Annotated in this window: 15 protein-coding genes and 1 riboswitch; of the genes, 7 read left to right on the top strand and 8 right to left on the bottom strand. The window is 73.3% G+C overall.

Annotation, left to right across the window (positions count from 1 at the left end; genetic code table 11):
- Window positions 1–135: 135 nt before the first annotated feature.
- Window positions 136–1689: an AMP-binding protein gene (locus FHP29_RS02160; protein ID WP_139621229.1), complete on the top strand. Its 1554-nt coding sequence runs from the start codon at window positions 136–138 to the stop codon at window positions 1687–1689.
- A gap of 15 nt (window positions 1690–1704) precedes the next feature.
- On the opposite strand, the gene FHP29_RS02155 is transcribed toward FHP29_RS02160, so the two are convergent.
- Together FHP29_RS02155 and FHP29_RS02150 are read right to left on the bottom strand one after the other, a co-directional pair.
- Window positions 1705–2841, bottom strand: a complete 1137-nt coding sequence (locus tag FHP29_RS02155) for a serine hydrolase domain-containing protein (RefSeq protein WP_205013801.1) — start codon at window positions 2839–2841, stop codon at window positions 1705–1707.
- A 14-nt stretch (window positions 2842–2855) separates the two neighbouring features.
- A complete protein-coding gene (locus FHP29_RS02150; RefSeq protein ID WP_139621227.1) occupies window positions 2856–3392 on the bottom strand; it encodes a hypothetical protein in 537 nt (178 codons plus the stop codon).
- Window positions 3387–3528: riboswitch (cobalamin riboswitch) on the top strand. Its footprint overlaps the gene before it by 6 nt.
- Window positions 3529–3563: 35 nt before the next feature.
- On the opposite strand from FHP29_RS02150, the gene cobN reads away from it, so the two are divergent.
- The 5 genes from cobN to FHP29_RS02125 are packed head-to-tail and all read left to right on the top strand — an operon-like array spanning window position 3564 to window position 10434.
- Window positions 3564–7169, top strand: coding sequence for a cobaltochelatase subunit CobN (gene cobN, locus FHP29_RS02145; protein ID WP_139621226.1), 3606 nt, complete (start codon window positions 3564–3566; stop codon window positions 7167–7169).
- A complete protein-coding gene (locus FHP29_RS02140) occupies window positions 7166–7960 on the top strand; it encodes a precorrin 6A synthase (protein ID WP_139621225.1) in 795 nt (264 codons plus the stop codon). Before cobN ends, FHP29_RS02140 begins: the two co-directional genes overlap by 4 nt.
- The gene (locus FHP29_RS02135; protein WP_139621224.1) at window positions 7947–8309 is read left to right on the top strand and encodes a (2Fe-2S) ferredoxin domain-containing protein; all 363 of its coding nucleotides are present in this window, start codon (window positions 7947–7949) and stop codon (window positions 8307–8309) included. The genes FHP29_RS02140 and FHP29_RS02135 overlap by 14 nt, the downstream gene beginning before the upstream one ends.
- Window positions 8306–9697, top strand: a complete 1392-nt coding sequence (locus tag FHP29_RS02130) for a cobyric acid synthase (RefSeq protein WP_139621223.1) — start codon at window positions 8306–8308, stop codon at window positions 9695–9697. The genes FHP29_RS02135 and FHP29_RS02130 overlap by 4 nt, the downstream gene beginning before the upstream one ends.
- Window positions 9694–10434 carry a cobalt-precorrin-6A reductase gene (locus FHP29_RS02125; RefSeq protein ID WP_139621222.1) on the top strand — a complete coding sequence of 247 codons (741 nt, stop codon included), beginning with the start codon at window positions 9694–9696 and terminating at the stop codon, window positions 10432–10434. Before FHP29_RS02130 ends, FHP29_RS02125 begins: the two co-directional genes overlap by 4 nt.
- Here FHP29_RS02125 and FHP29_RS02120 read toward each other — a convergent pair.
- Window positions 10406–11266: an SDR family oxidoreductase gene (locus tag FHP29_RS02120; protein ID WP_139621221.1), complete on the bottom strand. Its 861-nt coding sequence runs from the start codon at window positions 11264–11266 to the stop codon at window positions 10406–10408. The genes FHP29_RS02125 and FHP29_RS02120 overlap by 29 nt on opposite strands.
- Before the next feature lie 108 nt (window positions 11267–11374).
- Between FHP29_RS02120 and FHP29_RS02115 the strand changes: the two genes are divergently transcribed.
- Complete coding sequence (locus FHP29_RS02115; RefSeq protein ID WP_139621220.1) at window positions 11375–11749, top strand: winged helix-turn-helix transcriptional regulator; 375 nt, start codon at window positions 11375–11377, stop codon at window positions 11747–11749.
- Between the two features lie 23 nt (window positions 11750–11772).
- On the opposite strand, the gene FHP29_RS02110 is transcribed toward FHP29_RS02115, so the two are convergent.
- The 5 genes from FHP29_RS02110 to FHP29_RS02090 form a co-directional block, all read right to left on the bottom strand.
- On the bottom strand, window positions 11773–13380 hold the full coding sequence (locus tag FHP29_RS02110; protein ID WP_139621219.1) for a vWA domain-containing protein: 1608 nt from the start codon (window positions 13378–13380) through the stop codon (window positions 11773–11775).
- An 84-nt stretch (window positions 13381–13464) separates the two neighbouring features.
- On the bottom strand, window positions 13465–14376 hold the full coding sequence (locus FHP29_RS02105) for an SDR family NAD(P)-dependent oxidoreductase (RefSeq protein WP_139621218.1): 912 nt from the start codon (window positions 14374–14376) through the stop codon (window positions 13465–13467).
- The gene (locus tag FHP29_RS02100; RefSeq protein ID WP_139621217.1) at window positions 14373–15299 is read right to left on the bottom strand and encodes a cobalamin biosynthesis protein; all 927 of its coding nucleotides are present in this window, start codon (window positions 15297–15299) and stop codon (window positions 14373–14375) included. The genes FHP29_RS02105 and FHP29_RS02100 overlap by 4 nt, the downstream gene beginning before the upstream one ends.
- Window positions 15296–16126: a CbtA family protein gene (locus FHP29_RS02095; RefSeq protein ID WP_139621216.1), complete on the bottom strand. Its 831-nt coding sequence runs from the start codon at window positions 16124–16126 to the stop codon at window positions 15296–15298. The genes FHP29_RS02100 and FHP29_RS02095 overlap by 4 nt, the downstream gene beginning before the upstream one ends.
- Window positions 16127–16134: 8 nt before the next feature.
- On the bottom strand, window positions 16135–16353 hold the full coding sequence (locus FHP29_RS02090) for a CbtB domain-containing protein (protein WP_139621215.1): 219 nt from the start codon (window positions 16351–16353) through the stop codon (window positions 16135–16137).
- Window positions 16354–16480: the final 127 nt, after the last annotated feature.

The raw sequence follows: 16480 nt of genomic DNA, 5'->3' as shown, positions 1-16480 counted from the left end.
CTCCGACGCGGCTTCGCCGCGGGGCGCCACGCTGCCGGCCGGTACGCGGGAGCCTCCTTTCGAGGGGGTGGAAGGAGGTCCGGCAGGCCTAGGGTGGTGGGTGTCACATCCCGTGCGTCCTGCAGGAGGCCCCGCGTGTTCGTCCCGTTCAGCGTCAACGACTTCCTCGACCGAGCCGTCCAGGTGTACGGCGAGCGGGTCGGGGTCGTCGACGAGCCGACCCAGCCCGCGCCCAGCCAGGGCGAGCTGACCTATGCGCAGATCGGCGAGCTGGCGCGCCGCCAGGCCGCCAAGCTCGACGAGCTCGGCATCGGCGTCGGCGAGCGGGTCGCGATCGTCAGCCACAACAGCAGCCGCCTGCTCACGTCGTTCTTCGGTGTCAGCGGGTCGGGGCGGGTGCTGGTGCCGGTCAACTTCCGGCTCAGCCCCGACGAGGTGCAGTACATCGTCGAGCACTCGGGGGCGCGCGTGCTCTATCTCGACCCGGAGCTGGAGGAGACGCTCGCCGGAGTGCGGTGCGAGCAGCGGTTCGTGCTCGGCGACGACGATGCGCTCTACGCCGCGCCCGGCGCCGAGCCGAAGGCCTGGGAGTACGACGAGAGCGCGACCGCGACGATCAACTACACGTCCGGCACGACCGCCCGCCCGAAGGGTGTGCAGATCACCCACCGCAACATCTGGGTCAACGCGGTCACCTTCGGCCTGCACGCCGGGATCAGCGACCGCGACGTCTACCTGCACACCCTCCCGATGTTCCACGCCAACGGCTGGGGGATGCCCTTCGCGATGACCGGCGTCGGTGCGCAGCACATCGTGCTGCGCAAGGTGGACGGCGCCGAGATCCTGCGCCGGGTGCGCGACCACGGCGTCACGGTGATGTGCGCCGCCCCGGCGGTGGCGGCCGCCGTACTGGAGGCCGCCCAGACCTGGGAGGGCGAGATCCCCGGGCGCGACCGGGTGCGGATCATCATGGCCGGCGCGCCGCCGCCGACGAAGACCGTGATCCGGGTCCAGGAGGAGCTGGGCTGGGAGTTCATCCAGATCTACGGCCTCACGGAGACCTCGCCGCTGCTGACCATCAACCGCAGCCGCGCCGAATGGGACGACCTGCCTGCCGAGGAGCGGGCGCACAGGCTGACCCGGGCCGGCGCCCCCGCCATCGGCGTGCGGCTGCGCGTCGACGACACCGAGGAGGGCGCGGGCGAGGTGCTGGCGCGGTCCAACGTGGTGCTCGAGGGCTACTGGGAGCAGCCCGAGGAGTCCGCGGCGGCGCTCGCCGGCGGCTGGTTCCACACCGGGGACGGCGGCTATCTCGGCGAGGACGGCTATCTGACGATCGCGGACCGCAAGAAGGACGTCATCATCACCGGCGGCGAGAACGTCACCTCGATCGAGGTCGAGGACACCCTCTTCTCCCACCCGGCCGTGGCCGAGGTCGCGGTGATCGGCGTGCCGAGCGAGAAGTGGGGCGAGACCATCAAGGCGCTCGTCGTGCTCACCGGCGACGCGACCCCCGGGCCAGAGATGGAGGCGGAGCTGATCCGGTGGTGCAAGGACCGGCTGGCCGGCTACAAGGCGCCGACGTCGGTCGAGTTCCGCGACGAGCTGGCCCGCACCGCGACCGGCAAGCTGCAGAAGTTCAAGCTGCGCGCGCCGTACTGGGAGGGCTACACCCGCCAGGTCAACTGAGGGCCTCGCAACCGCTCAGCCGAGCGCGCTGAGGATCTCGGTGAAGTACGCCGCGGAGCGGTCCGATCCGATGATGCCGGGCGCCATCTTGTTCATCACGTAGGAGACGGTCAGTCGCCGCTCGGGGAACATGACGGTCAGCGAGCCGCCCCAGCCGCCCCAGAAGCAGATCCGCTCGTCGGGGATGTAGGGCAGGGTCGCGGGCTCGGGGAGGGCGAAGCCGATGCCGAAGCGGAGCGGCACGCCCAGCACGAGGTCGACGTTGCGCGACTGCTCCTCGAAGACCAGGTCGATCGTGTCCTTCGACAGCAGCCGGACGCCGTCGACCTCGCCGCCGCGCGAGACGACCGAGAAGGTGCGGGCGAGCGCGCGGGCGTTGGTGTGGCCGTTCAGCGCACCCATGTCGGCGCGGCGCCACGGGACGGTGTTGGCGGCGTTCGCATCCGCGACAGGGCCCATGAAGGTCTTCGCCATGGGGGAGTCGGGGTCGATCTGGGAGAAGTCGATCGGAAGCGGCGGGGGCGGGACGATCTCGGCGACGCGGTCGTCGTCCTCGGCCCTCGCGCCGATCTGGAGGTCGACGCCGAGCGGGGCGGCGATCTCGTCGGCGACGAACTGCTTGAGCGGCACGCCCGTGACCCGGCGGAGGACCTCGCCGAGCAGGTGGCCCTGGTTGTTGGCGTGATAGCCGGAGGCGGTGCCGGGCTCCCACCAGGGCGCCTGGGCGGCCAGGCGCGCCGTCGACGACTCCCAGTCGTACATGTCCTCGATCGTGAACGGCTGCTCCCAGCCCGACACCCCGGACGTGTGGGCCAGGAGGTGGCGCACCAGGATCGACTCCTTGCCGTTCTGGGCGAACTCCGGCCAGTACGTCGCCACCGGCTCGTGGACGTCGACCAGTCCGCGCTCGACCAGCAGGAGGATCGCCAGCGCGGTGATCTCCTTGGTCGTCGACCAGACGTTGACGATCGTGTCGGCCTCCCACGGGCGGGACCGGGCGACGTCGGCATGGCCGCCCCACAGGTCCACCAGGGTCTCGCCGTCGAGGTCGACCGCGATCGCCGCGCCCAACTCCTCGCCGGAGTCGAGGTTCGCTGCGAAGACCTCGCGCAGCCGGTCGAAGCGGGGGTCGTGGTCTCCGTGGACGGTCAAGGCTGCTCCTTCGGTCAGGCGATCCGCCAGGTGAACTGGTCGGCGGGCACCAGTGTGGCTGTCCAGCCGAGGGTTCGCCAGGACTCGACCGTCTGCTGGGCCCAGCCGGGGTCGTCGGAGGCCACGATGTCGACGGCCGTCTCCACGGCGGCGGGTACGGCGCCCGGCGCCTCGAGCGGCCGGCCGCTGATCGGGTCGTCGAGGTCGGCGGCGCCGTCGACGCAGGTCACCCGGCGCAGGCCGATGCCGAGGCGCCGCTGGTGGCGGGCCAGGCTGAGCGCCGCGATGCCGGCGGCGCCGTACCCGACGACCGAGAGCTGGTCGGGAGGGTGCACCGCGGACTCGCGGGCGTAGCGCACGGAGCGGAGCAGATCGGATCCGGCGCTCCAGGTGGGGAGCACGACGCGGATCCCGCTGCGGGTCGCGATCCGGCTGGCGAGCGCCGCGACGGCGTCCGGATCGCTCTGCGTCGCCGGATGCCAGAGCAGCAGGGTGTCGGCGTTGGGGTGTCCGTGCACCGAGACCTGGAGACCACTCGTCTGCGCCTGCATGGCTCCACCGTAGGCTGAGCGTCCACAGGTCCGCGGCGCAGGAACCCGGTGTGAGACCGGGGCGGTTCCGCCACTGTGATCCGCGTCGTCGTGCTCGGCGGGGAGAGCCAGACACTGGTCGCGGACGACACCTACCGATGAGGGGCGCGAACCCCCAGGAGGAGCCCCACCGTGCGCATCGCACTCCTCTCCACGTCCGACACCGACCTGCTCTCGGCCCGCTCCAGCGGTGCCGACTACGCCTGGGCGAACCCGTCGCGCAGCGACCTGTCCGCGCTCGTGGAGACCGCGGGAGCCGCCGACCTGGTCGTGGTCCGCCTGCTCGGCTCGCCGCAGCAGTACGACGCCGAGCTCGGCGCGCTGCGGGGGACCGGCCGTCCGCTCGTCGTGCTCGGCGGCGAGCTGACGCCCAGCGCGGAGCTCATGGAGACCTCGACCGTGCCGGTCGGCCTCGCCGCCGAGGCGCACCGCTACCTCGCCGAGGGCGGTCCGCGGAACCTCGCCCAGCTGCACGCCTTCCTGTCCGACACGGTGCTGCTCACCGGCGAGGGCTTCGAGCCGCCGGAGGTCATCCCCGCGTGGGGGCTCGTCGAGCGGCCGGAGATTGCGAGGCTCGCTGGCGCTCGCACCTCAACCGCCGCACGGGTGGGGGTGCTCTTCTATCGCGCCCACCAGGCCAGCGGGAACACCTCGTTCGTGCACGCCCTCTGCGACGCGATCGACGCCACGGGAGAGGCGGTCGGCGTGCCGATCTTCGCCGGCTCGCTGCGCGCGGCGCCCGACGAGCTGTTCGAGGCGCTCGGCGACCTCGACGCGCTCGTCGTGACCGTGCTCGCCGCAGGCGGCTCGACCCCGGCGGCCGCGAGCGCCGGCGGCGACGACGAGACCTGGGACGTGGAGCGGATCGCCGCCCTCGACATCCCCGTGCTGCAGGGCCTGTGCCTGACCAGCAGCCGTGCCGAGTGGGAGGCCTCCGACGACGGCGTCACCCCGCTCGACTACGCCAACCAGGTGGCGATCCCCGAGTTCGACGGCCGGATCAGCACCGTGCCGTTCTCGTTCAAGGAGATCGACCCGAGCGACCCGGCCGGGCTGCCGTCGTACGTCGCCGACCCGGAGCGGTGCGCCCGGGTGGCGGGCCTGGCCGTCAACTACGCGCGGCTGCGCCACGTGCCGGTCACGGAGAAGCGGATCGCGCTGATGCTCTCGGCGTACCCGACCAAGCACTCGCGGATCGGCAACGCCGTCGGCCTCGACACCCCCGTCTCGGCCGTGCGGCTGCTGCGCCGGCTGCGCGACGCCGGCTACGACGTCGGCGACGGGTTCGGTGTGCTCGACATCGAGGACGACACCGTCGCCGGTGACACGCTGATCCACGCCCTCATCGCCGCCGGCGGCCAGGACGAGGAGTGGCTGACCTCCGCGCAGCTGACCGACGCGCACGTGCGGATCACGAGGGCGGAGTACGACGCCTGGACGGCCGACCTGCCCGCCGACCTGCGTGCCGGGATGGTCGAGGCGTGGGGCCCCTCGCCCGGCTCGCTGTTCGTCAACGACAGCGGCGAGATCGTGCTGGCGACGCTGCGCGCCGGCAACGTGGTGCTGATGATCCAGCCGCCGCGCGGCTTCGGGGAGAACCCGGTCGCGATCTACCACGACCCCGACCTCGCGCCGAGCCACCACTACCTGGCGGCGTACCGGTGGGTCGAGCACGGATTCGGCGCCCACGCCGTCGTCCACCTCGGCAAGCACGGCTCGATGGAGTGGCTGCCCGGCAAGAACGCCGCCCTCTCCGCCTCCTGCGGCACCGACGCCGCCATCGGCAGTCTGCCGCTGATCTACCCCTTCCTCGTCAACGACCCGGGCGAGGGCGCGCAGGCCAAGCGTCGCGCGCACGCGACGATCGTCGACCACCTGGTGCCGCCGATGGCGCGCGCGGAGAGCTACGGCGACATCGCGCGTCTCGAGGGCCTGCTGGAGGAGTACGACAAGATCTCCGCGATGGACCCGGCCAAGCTGGCCGCCATCCGCGGCGAGATCTGGCAGCTCATGCACGCCGCCGAGCTGCACCGCGACCTCGGCCTGGAGGAGAAGCCGGAGGACGAGGAGTTCGACGACTTCCTCCTGCACGTCGACGGCTGGCTCTGCGAGATCAAGGACGTCCAGATCCGCGACGGGCTGCACATCCTCGGACAGGCGCCGGAGGGGGAGGCGCGGGTCAACCTGGTGCTCGCCATCCTGCGAGCCGCCCAGGTGTGGGGTGGGCAGGCGCAGGCCGTGCCGGGGCTGCGCGCCGCGCTGGGGCTCTCCCCGGACGCGCCGACCACCGAGGTCGACCGGGTCGAGGCCGAGGCCCGCGCGCTGGTCGAGGCGATGGAGAAGTCCGGCTGGGACCCGTCGTACGTCGAGGAGCTGCATCCCTCGCCCGAGGTCCGCCAGGTGCTGGCCTTCGCCGCCACCGAGGTGGTGCCCCGGCTGGCCCGAACCACCGACGAGCTCGACCACACCCTGCACGCGCTGGCCGGCGGGTTCGTGCCGGCCGGCCCGTCCGGCTCGCCGCTGCGCGGCCTGGTCAACGTGCTGCCGACCGGGCGCAACTTCTACACCGTCGACCCGCGGGCGGTCCCGTCGCGGCTGGCCTGGCAGACCGGTCAGGCGATGGCCGACTCCCTCCTGGAGCGCTATCTCACCGACGAGGGGAGCTACCCCGAGTCGGTGGGCCTCTCGGTGTGGGGCACGTCGGCGATGCGGACCTCCGGCGACGACATCGCCGAGGTGCTGGCCCTGCTCGGGGTGCGACCCGAATGGGACGAGGCCTCCAAGCGGGTCCACTCCCTGACCGTCATCCCGCTCGAGGAGCTCGGCCGTCCGCGGATCGACGTCACCGTCCGGATCTCCGGGTTCTTCCGGGACGCCTTCCCGCACGTCGTGGCGATGCTCGACGACGCGGTGCGCATGGTCGCCGAGCTGGACGAGCCGGCGGACCGCAACTTCGTGCGCGCGCACGCCCAGGCCGACCTGACCGAGCACGGCGACGAGCGGCGGGCGACGACGCGGATCTTCGGCTCCAAGCCCGGCTCCTACGGCGCCGGCATCCTGCAGGCCGTCGAGTCGGGCTCCTGGCGCGACGACGCCGACCTGGCCGAGGTCTACACGGCGTGGGGCGGCTTCGCCTACGGGCGGGACCTGGACGGCGTCCCGGCCTCCGACGACATGCGCGCCAACTACCGTCGGATCAAGGTCGCGGCCAAGAACATCGACACCCGCGAGCACGACATCGCCGACAGCGACGACTACTTCCAGTACCACGGCGGCATGGTCGCCACCATCCGCGCGCTCACCGGCTCCTCACCGAAGGCCTACGTCGGCGACTCGACCACGCCGGACGCCGTACGGACGCGGACCCTGCAGGAGGAGACCAACCGGGTCTTCCGCGCGCGCGTCGTCAACCCGCGCTGGATCGGCGCCATGCAGCGTCACGGCTACAAGGGCGCCTTCGAGCTGGCCGCGACCGTCGACTACCTGTTCGGCTTCGACGCCACGGCGGGCGTCGTGCACGACTGGATGTACGAGTCGCTCGCGCGGTCCTACGTCCTCGACGAGACCAACCAGGAGTTCCTGCGTAGGTCGAACCCGTGGGCGCTGCGCAGCATCGTCGAGCGGCTGCACGAGGCCGCCGACCGCGGCCTGTGGGAGTCGCCCGACCCGGAGCTGATGGCGGCGCTGCAGGCGGCCTACCTGGAGGTCGAGGGCGACCTCGAGGACGACGCCCGGTGATCGAGCCGGTCGAGGTCCGCGTCGTCGGCTTCGGGATGGGCCCGCAGCACGTGACGCCCGAGGCGGCCGGGGCCCTGGCCGGGTGCGACTACGCGCTGGCCGTGTCCAAGCGCGACGACGACCCGCTGCTGGCCGTCCGGCGCGCGGTGTGCGAGGCGCACGGCGTCGAGCTGGTCGTCGTACCCGACCCCGAGCGGGATCGCTCGCCGGGACTGGACCGGGCGGGCTACGAGGGCGCCGTCGCGGACTGGTACGCCGCCCGGCTGGCGGCTTACCGATCGGTGCTCACCGAGCGCGGCGGGGTGTGCGCGTTCCTCGTCTGGGGCGACCCGTCGCTCTACGACGGCACGATCCGGATCGTGCGCGACCTGGCCGTGCCCTACGACGTGCTGCCGGGCATCAGCGCGCCGCAGATGCTCGCCGCGCGGCACGGGATCGTGCTGCACGACGTCGGGCAACCGGTGCACGTGACGACCGCGCGGCGGCTGCGGGCCGATGTGGCGGCCGGTCAGCGCAATGTGGTCGTGATGCTGACCGGGGGCGTGGACCTGGAAGGGTTCGAGGACTGGACCATCTGGTGGGGCGCCAACCTCGGCGGCGCCGGGGAGCGGCTGGTGTCCGGCCTCGTCCGTGACGTCGTCGAGGACATCGGGGCCGCGCGGGTCGCGGCGAAGGCCGAGGCCGGCTGGGTGATGGACCTGTTCCTGCTGCGCGCGCCCGTCGATGGGTCCGACGGGTCCGACGGGGGCGACGGGGGCGACGCCGAGGGGAGCGACGATGGCGCTGCCTGAGCGGGACGTGCTGCTGTGCCGCGACTGCTGCTGCGGCACGGTCAAGAAGCACCCGGACGCCGACCACCGGGCCCAGCGCGACGAGATCGAGGCGCTCGACGACCCGGCCGGCCGGCGCGGCCCGCGGGTGCGGGTCCGCGTCGTCGACTGCCTCGACGAGTGCGACCGGTCGAACGTCGTACTCGTCCGGGACTTCACCTGGTTCCCCGGCGGGCGGCGTCCGAAGGACACCTGGCTGGGCGGCGTCCTGTCGTCCTCGGCCACCGAGGCGGTCGTCGACTGGGTGCGGGAGGGCGGGCCGGTGCCTGCCCCGCTGCAGCGTCACGTCTTCCGGGGGAAGCGCGGATGACCGGCGCCGCCCTGCTGGTCGCGGGGATGACCTCGGACGCGGGCAAGAGTGTGGTGACGACGGGGCTGTGCCGGGCGTTCGCGCGGCGCGGGATCCGAGTGGCGCCGTACAAGGCGCAGAACATGTCGAACAACTCGATGGTCGTGCGAGGATCCGACGGTGTGCCCGGCGAGATCGGGCGGGCACAGTGGGTGCAGGCGGTCGCGGCGGGGGCGGAGCCCGAGGTCGCGATGAACCCGGTGCTGCTCAAGCCCGGCAGCGACCGGCGCAGCCACGTCGTGCTCATGGGCCGACCCGACGGCGAGGTGTCCTCGCGCGACTGGAACGACGGGCGCGCCCGCCTGGCCGCGACCGCGTTCGAGGCGTTCGACGACCTGCGCGAGCGCTACGACCTCGTCGTCGCCGAGGGCGCCGGCAGTCCGGCCGAGATCAACCTGCGCGCGAGCGACTACGTCAACATGGGCCTGGCCCGGCACGGCGACGTCCCGACGATCGTGGTCGGCGACATCGACCGCGGCGGCTGGTTCGCGGCGGCCTACGGCACGCTCATGCTGCTCGACGCCGAGGACCAGCGCCTGGTGAAGGGGTACGTCGTCAACAAGTTCCGCGGCGAGGTCGACCTGCTGCGCCCCGGTCTCGCCGACCTCGAGCAGCGCACCGGACGGCCGACGTACGGCGTGCTCCCGTGGCACCCCGATGTGTGGCTGGACTCCGAGGACGCCCTCGACCTCGCGGGTCGGCGAGCAGAGGTCGGCTCAGGAGTGCGCAGGGTCGCGGTCGTGCGGCTGCCGCGGATCAGCAACTTCACCGACGTCGACGCGCTCGGGCTCGAGCCGGGCCTGGATGTCGAGTTCGTCTCGGATCCGGCCCGCCTCGCCGACGCCGACCTGGTCGTGCTGCCCGGCACCCGGGCCACGCTGGCCGACCTGGCGTGGCTGCGCGAGCGCGGGCTCGACCTGGCCATCCAGCGGCACGCCCGTGCGGGGCGGCCGGTGCTGGGGATCTGCGGCGGCTGCCAGATGCTGGGGCAGCGGATCGAGGACCCCGAGGGGGTCGAGGGCCGGGCGGGGGAGTCGGTCGACGGTCTCGGCCTGCTGGACCTCACGACCACCTTTGCTGCGGACAAGCGCCTGGTCCTGCACGAGCCCGCCGGCTACGAGATCCACCACGGCCGGATCGCCGGCTCGGCGACCGACGGTGCCGTGACCGGGACGATGGTGCACGGCAGCCTGGAGGACGACGCCACCCGGGCGGCGTACCTCGAGGCCAGCCTCGGCGTCACCTCGGGCGCGTCCTTCCCGGCCGCCCGCGCGGCGCGCCTCGACCTGCTCGGGGACCTGGTCGAGGAGCACCTCGACCTCGACGCCCTCCTGGAGCTCACACGATGAGGGTGCTCCTGCTCGGCGGCACGGGGGAGGCCCGCGCCCTCGCCGCGCTCCTCGTCGACGAGGGCGTCGCCGTGGTGTCCTCGCTCGCGGGCCGGGTCGCCCGGCCCCGGCTCCCCGTCGGGGAGGTCCGGATCGGCGGCTTCGGCGGCGTCGAGGGACTGCGGACGGAGCTCACCGGCTTCGACGCGGTGGTGGACGCCACCCATCCGTTCGCGCAGGGCATCACCCGCAACGCCGCCGAGGCGTGCGCCGCCGAGGGCGTCCCGCTGCTCCGGCTGGAGCGCCCCGGCTGGGCCGAGCGGGCCACGCCGTCGTGGATCTGGGTCGACACCCACGAGCAGGCCGCGACCGTCGCCGGCGAGCTCGGCAGCCGGCCCTTCCTCACCGTCGGACGCCAGGAGCTCGCCCGCTTCGTCCCCGCCCTGGCCGAGCTCCAGGTCCTCGCCCGGGTCGTCGACCCGCCGGACATCGAGATCCCCCCGGCCTGGGACCTGCTGACCTCGCGCGGGCCCTACACGCTCGACGGCGAGCGGGACCTGCTGGCCGACCGCGACGTGCTCGTCACCAAGGACTCCGGCGGCGAGCTCACCTGGCCCAAGATGGAGGCCGCCGCCGAGCGGCGCCTGCCCGTGGTCGTCGTACGACGCCCGCGCCCGCCCGCCGGCGTCGACACCGTCCCCGACGCCGACGCCGCGCTGGCGTGGGTGCTCAGCCTCGGGGCGCGGCCGCGGCCCTGACCGCGTCGGCGAGCGAGGTCGCCGGACGGCCCAGGAGGGCCTCGAGGTCGGTCGGCTCGACGTGCAGATCGCCCCGGCCGAGTCCGAGGTCGGCGTCGGCGAGGACGGCGGCGTACCCCTCCGGCAGGCCCGCGCCCACGAGGACCCGGGTCAGCTCGTCCGCGGGGAGGTCGGTGTAGGTGACGTCCTTGCCGAGGACGTCGCCGACGGTCGTGGCGAGCTCCTTGAGGCTGAACGCCGCTCCGCCCAGCTCGTAGACCCGCCTCGGCTGGTCGAGCAGCAGCGCGGCGGCGGCCGCCTCGGCGTAGTCGGCCCGGGTGGCGGCGCTGACCCGACCGTCGCCGGCCGCGCCGAGGACGGTGCCGTGCTCGGCGTACGTCGCGAGCTGGCCGGTGTAGTTCTCGGTGTACCAGCTGTTGCGCAGGAAGGTGTGGGGCAGGCCCGAGGCGACGACGGCCTCCTCGGTGGCGCGGTGCTCGGCGGCGAGGATCATCGTGCTGGTGTCGGCGTTGGCGATGCTGGTGTAGGCCAGCAGGCCCACGCCCGCCGCCCGGGCGGCGGCGATGACGTTCTCGTGCTGGGCGAGGCGCTGGCCGACCTCGCTGCCGGAGATGAGCAGCACGCGGTCCGCGCCGGCGAGTGCGTCGGAGAGCGCGTCGGCGTCGGCGTAGTCGACGCGGCGGGTGGTGACGCCGAGGGCGTCGAGCTCGGCGAGGCGGGCCTCGTCGCGGCCGAGGGCCACGACCTCGGCGGCCGGGACCCCCCTCTCGAGGAGGGCAGCGACGACGAGACGGCCGAGGTGGCCGGTGGCTCCGGTGACGACGAGAGACATGGGTGGGACCTTCCGTGACGGTGGGATCGTGCTTGTCGTCCTCCTCAACGGGCCGTCCGGGAAGTTGCTTCCCAAGAGTTAGTACGCACTTCGAAGTAAGGTACTTCCGTGACGGAAAGTGCCGAGAGCATCTTCGAGCAGTTCCCCGGCGGCGTGTTCCCCGCGGCGTGCTCGAGCCGGGTGCTGCTCGACCATGTGACGAGCAAGTGGGGAGTGCTGGTCCTGGTCTCGCTCACCGACGGACCCCAGCGCTGGAGCGAGCTGCGCCGCCGGGCCCAGGGGATCAGCGAGAAGATGCTGGCCCAGACGCTGCGGACCCTCGAGGCCGACGGCCTGGTGCACCGCGAGCAGCAGCCCGTGATGCCGCCCCGCGTCGACTACAGCCTGACCCCGCTCGGCGAGGAGCTGGCCGAGGTCATGGTGCCCCTGCTGCGCTGGGTCGGACGCAACGCCGACACGGTCATCGGGCCGGCCACGAGGTGACCGGCCCGACAACGGTGAGCTGACTACATCGGCGGCGCCGGGACCAGGCACGCCACGGGTGCGCTGACGTTGCCCGAGAAGTCCTCGGCGTAGAGCTCGGCGTCACCCGTCCCGGTCAGGTGCACGATGTCGCTGTCGCCCAGCTGCTTCTGCGAGGGACCGGACGCGGCCTCGGTGTACTTGATCCGCTGGCCGCTGGCGAACGGGCCCCAGACGTGGCCGCTGCCGGTGTCGCGCAGGTAGACGTCCGGGTCGGTGTCGACGATGTCGGTCGCGTCGAGCCGGTAGAAGCCGTCCTGGTTCTGGCCCTGGGGGTTCGGTCGGGTGTCGCCCGCCTTCGGCACGTTGCCGCCGGGGTTGGTGGACTCGGCGCAGGCGACGCTCGGCGGGGTGGTGTCGACCACCTCGATCGTGCCCGAGCCGTGGCCGGTGTTGCCGGCGGCGTCGGTGGCCTGGCAGTCGACGGGCGTGACCCCGAGCGCGAACTGCGAGCCCGACGGCGGGACGCAGGTCGGCGTGAGCGGACCGTCGACGTTGTCGACCGCGCTGGCGTCGTACTCCACGACGGCGCCGGCGGGGCTGGTGGCCTCGACGGTCTTGCTCTCGACCGTCACCACCGGCGGGGTGACGTCCTCGACGTCGATGTCGATCGTCTGCACGAACTCCGGTCCGGGGACCATCCCGTTGACCTTGAACGACACCGTGCACGAGACGGTCTCGCCCTGGGGTGCGTCGGCGGCGAGGGTGATGGTCTCCTCGAAGGTGGTCGACTGCCCGCTCGTGACGGTCTGCGACGCCGGCGTGAGCGTGGCGCTCACGCCCGGGTCGCAGGACACCTCGTGGGTGACCTCGGCCGGCAGGTTCTGCAACTGGCTGAGGATCACGTCGGAGACCTCGTCGGGGTCGGCGTTGGTCAGCGTGCCGCCGGTCTGCGAGGTGACGTACGACGCCTGCATGGCGGAGTTGAGGCCGTTCCACAGGTAGCCGTCGGCGCCGGGGACCGAGATCGCGATCACCCGGATGCCCGCGGCCTGCAGCGCTGCCGTCGCGGAGACCAGGGTGTGGCCGTCGGACGGGTCGTGGCTGGTCGAGTCGCCGAACATCACGACGATCGGGGTGCCTCCGGCGCGGAAGTCGATAGCGCCCGGGACCTGGGCCAGCGCCCCGATCCAATCCTCCGCCGCGTCATCGCCGCCGCCGGAGAGCGGCGTCCAGGCGCCGATCCCGTTGGTGACCGCGGTGGTGTCGCCGGTCAGCTGCTGGCGCAGCAGGAAGTAGCCGGTCGCGTCGTCGGTGTCCTTGTAGTCGGCGACGGCGAACTGCGCGCTCGGCTGGGCCGCGAGGATCTGGTCGACGATGCTGGTGGCGTTGGCCTGCACGTTGCCGATGCTCGCGGTCATGCTGGTGGTGGTGTCGGCGAGGAAGACGATGTCGGGGTTCGGGGGGATGGGCGGCGTCTCCACCGTCTTGGTGATGGTGACCGAGCCGCCGGGGGCGAGGGCGTCGGTGTAGTGCTGCGGGCTGACGCCCGGGTCGCCGACGGCGGCGACCGTGGCCGCGGCGCCGAGGGCCACGGAGAGCAGCCCGACCGGGATGGCCCGGGCGAGGGTGCTGGGGGGTTGGAGACGCATGTCAGTTCCTTTCCGAGGGGTATTGCTGACATCCCTCGGAGTCGGAACCGGGCCCGCGTGATACCTCGGAAGTGACGAGTCCGGTCAGCGGGGGCCCGGAGCGGCACCGCGCGCGGCCGGCGAGTCCGGCTCGCGCCGGTGGGCCGACGCCATCACCAGGTCCGAGAGGCGCGGCGCCAGGACGTTGAAGGCGGCGTAGAACGTGCCGAACGTGCCGTCGACGGTGATCGGCCGGTCCTCGAGGGCGCGGACCACGCGCTCGGCGCACTCCTCGGCGGTCTCGCCGCGGCCGGCGTACTCTGCCGTGGGGCCGATCATCGGGGTCTGCACGATCGCGATCCGCATGTTGGTGCAGGTGACGTTGTCGAAGAAGAGCTCGCGGCCGAGGATCCGGCCGAACACGTCGAGGGCGGTCTTCGAGGCGATGTACGCCGCGAACTTCGGCGCCCGGATCTGGTTGCCCCAGGTGACGATGTTGACGACGTGCCCGAAGCGCTGCGCGCGCATCGCCGGCACAAGCCCCATCGTCAGCCGCACCGGCCCGAGGAAGTTGACGGCCATCATCCGATCGAAGTCGTGGAGGCGACCGTGGGTCAGCTCCAGCGAGCGGCGGATCGAGCGCCCGGCGTTGTTGACGACGTAGTCGACCGCACCGTGCTCGTCGAGCAGCCGCTCGACGAGGGCGTCGACGGACGCGCCGTCGGTCATGTCGACGACGTACGACGACGCCTCGCCGCCCTCGGCGCGGATCGCCTGCTCCACGCGGGCCAGCTCCGCCTCGCGACGCGCGGCGAGCAGGACCCGTGCGCCGCGGCGCGCGGCCGCGTGCGCGGTCGCCTCGCCGATGCCGGAGCTCGCGCCCGTGACGAGCACGGTCCGCCCCACCAGCGGGCTCGGCGCACCGGTGAGGGCGCGGGTGAGCCGGGCGACGCGGGCGCGCGGGGACTGGAGGAGTGGCGTGCGCAGCAGGTCGGTCCGGGGGGTTCGGGTGCTCATCGCGACGATGCTCGCACGGTGGCCGCGCCCGCCGCGACGAGGGTGGCGGTCAGGCCGATCCGGCGGGCCAGGACGCGGGCCCGGTCGAGGTCGGCCGGCTCGGGCGGCGGCCCGTCGCCCATCACGGCGCGGTGCTCGATGCGGCCGGCGTAGTCGTTGGTGCCGCCCAGTCGGATGCCGAGGGCTCCCGCGAAGGCCGCCTCCACCGGACCCGCGTTGGGGCTCGGGTGGCCGGCGGCGTCGCGGCGCCAGGCCCGCCACGCCCCCCGCGGGTCGGGCCCCAGGAGGGTGGCGAGGGCCGCGGTGAGGCGTGATCCGGGGAGGTTGAGCAGGTCGTCGAAGCGCGCCGCGGCCCAGCCGAACCGCTCGTAGCGCGGGCTGCGGTGACCGACCATCGCGTCGAGCGTGTTGGCGGCCCGGTAGCCGAGCAGTCCCGGAACGCCGGCGACGGCACCCCACACGAGCGGCGCGACCACGGCGTCGGAGGTGTTCTCGGCCAGGGACTCCAGGGTCGCCCGGACCACCTCCTGCGCGGAGAGCTGCGAGGTGTCGCGGCCGACCAGATGGGTCAGCTGCACCCGAGCCTCCGGGAGCCGGCCGGCCGCCAGCAGCCGGTCCACCTCGGCGGCCTCGCGGTCGAGGGAGGTGCCACCCAGGACGGCCCAGGTGGCCACGGCCGTGGTGAGCGTGGCGAGGGGGCGGGGGAGCGAGCGCTCCGCGGCGATGCCGAGCGCGACGGCGCCGCCGACCAGCACGGCGACGTACGCCGCACCGGCGGCCCGGTCGTCGCGCCAGGCCCGCTGCTCCAGCGCGCCGGCGACCCGGCCGAAGCCGGCCACCGGGTGCCCACGGCGCGGGTCGGCGAGGACCCGGTCCGCGGCGTACCCGAGCAGCAGGCCGGCAGTCCGCCCGCCCGACCTCACAGACTCGCTGCGAGCGCGCGCCGGGCGAGGTCCGCCGCGACGCGGTCGTGCATCCGGCCGACCAGCAGGGTCAGGCCGACGCCGATGCTCGCCCACAGGGCGGCCAGCGTGATGAGCGAGGAGCGGCGGAAGTACCACAGCGTGTCGGCGGGGAAGTCCCCGAGCTCGTTGACGCTCGGCAGCAGCGCGGCCGCGACCGAGACCACCGCGACGTAGACACCGGCGCCGATGAACGCGGCGGTCCAGCCGTCGAGCCGGGCGCACAGCCGGTTGGCCAGGACGACGACGGCGATCGCGGCGAGCACGGAGATGAGCAGCAGCCCGAAGTACGAGGCGGTGCGGCCCCCGATCGTCTCGCCGCTGCCGACGGCCGGCGGGGTGGCGGGGTACTTCGTGAACGGGACCAGCGTGACCGCGACGAACCCGATCAGCACGACCAGCGCCGTGGACCCGCGCGCCGACAGGTTGCCGAGCCGGCCGAGGACCGCGGCGGCGGCCAGCGACGCCAGGCCGCCCAGGGCGGCGCCGATGGCGAGCGTCCCGGTCAGCAGGCCCCAGCTCCTCTGGTTGTCGCGGGAGACCTCGACCATGCCTGCGTCGTCGGCGGATTCGTCGGCCTTGTCCGCGTCGTCCTTCGCGTGGTCGGCGTCGGTGTGCGCGGCGGCCGACTCCTCGAGCGCGATGGCGTCGTCGACGTACGGCTCACCGAAGGCGAAGGCGACGACGAAGGCGATCAGGCCGGCGGCCAGGCCCACCGCGAGCCCGCGCAGGAGGAAGGCGGCCGGGCTGAGGCCGGGGACGGACCTGTCCCCGGAGGCGGTGCCCACGCCGGCGCTCAGTGGCAGGGGTAGCCGAGCAGGTGGCGCGCGTCGTGCACCCACTCGTGCACGCCGTTGCCGGCCACCAGGGAGAGCGCACCCTGGTCGGCGCTCACGAAGAAGATCGCCAGCATCGCCAGCAGGCCGAAGAACACGACCCACGTGCCGAGCTGGAGCAGCGGCACGACGGGGACCTGGACGGCCGGAGCGAGCGGAGCGGCGGTTGTCTGCGACATGTGTTGCCTCCTCAGGGATTCAGCGTCCCCGGTCTGTGGTTGTGAGGTGGTGCAGGCACTCGTTCCTGACTCCACCGCAACCGTCCGTGAGGACCGGAGGCGGTGTCACAGTAGCGCGACTGTGCCG

Source organism: Nocardioides albidus (genome assembly GCF_006335005.1).
Lineage (GTDB): Bacteria > Actinomycetota > Actinomycetes > Propionibacteriales > Nocardioidaceae > Nocardioides > Nocardioides albidus.
This window is presented reverse-complemented; position numbering and strand designations above follow the sequence as displayed.

Bases quoted from the DNA above. Each gene is read 5' to 3' on its own strand.
- FHP29_RS02150 (WP_139621227.1), bottom strand. From the start codon at position 3,392: ATGCAGGCGCAGACGAGTGGTCTCCAGGTCTCGGTGCACGGACACCCC.
- FHP29_RS02135 (WP_139621224.1), top strand. From the start codon at position 7,947: ATGGCGCTGCCTGAGCGGGACGTGCTGCTGTGCCGCGACTGCTGCTGC.
- FHP29_RS02130 (WP_139621223.1), top strand. From the start codon at position 8,306: ATGACCGGCGCCGCCCTGCTGGTCGCGGGGATGACCTCGGACGCGGGC.
- FHP29_RS02125 (WP_139621222.1), top strand. From the start codon at position 9,694: ATGAGGGTGCTCCTGCTCGGCGGCACGGGGGAGGCCCGCGCCCTCGCC.
- FHP29_RS02120 (WP_139621221.1), bottom strand. From the start codon at position 11,266: ATGTCTCTCGTCGTCACCGGAGCCACCGGCCACCTCGGCCGTCTCGTC.
- FHP29_RS02110 (WP_139621219.1), bottom strand. From the start codon at position 13,380: ATGCGTCTCCAACCCCCCAGCACCCTCGCCCGGGCCATCCCGGTCGGG.
- FHP29_RS02105 (WP_139621218.1), bottom strand. From the start codon at position 14,376: ATGAGCACCCGAACCCCCCGGACCGACCTGCTGCGCACGCCACTCCTC.
- FHP29_RS02090 (WP_139621215.1), bottom strand. From the start codon at position 16,353: ATGTCGCAGACAACCGCCGCTCCGCTCGCTCCGGCCGTCCAGGTCCCC.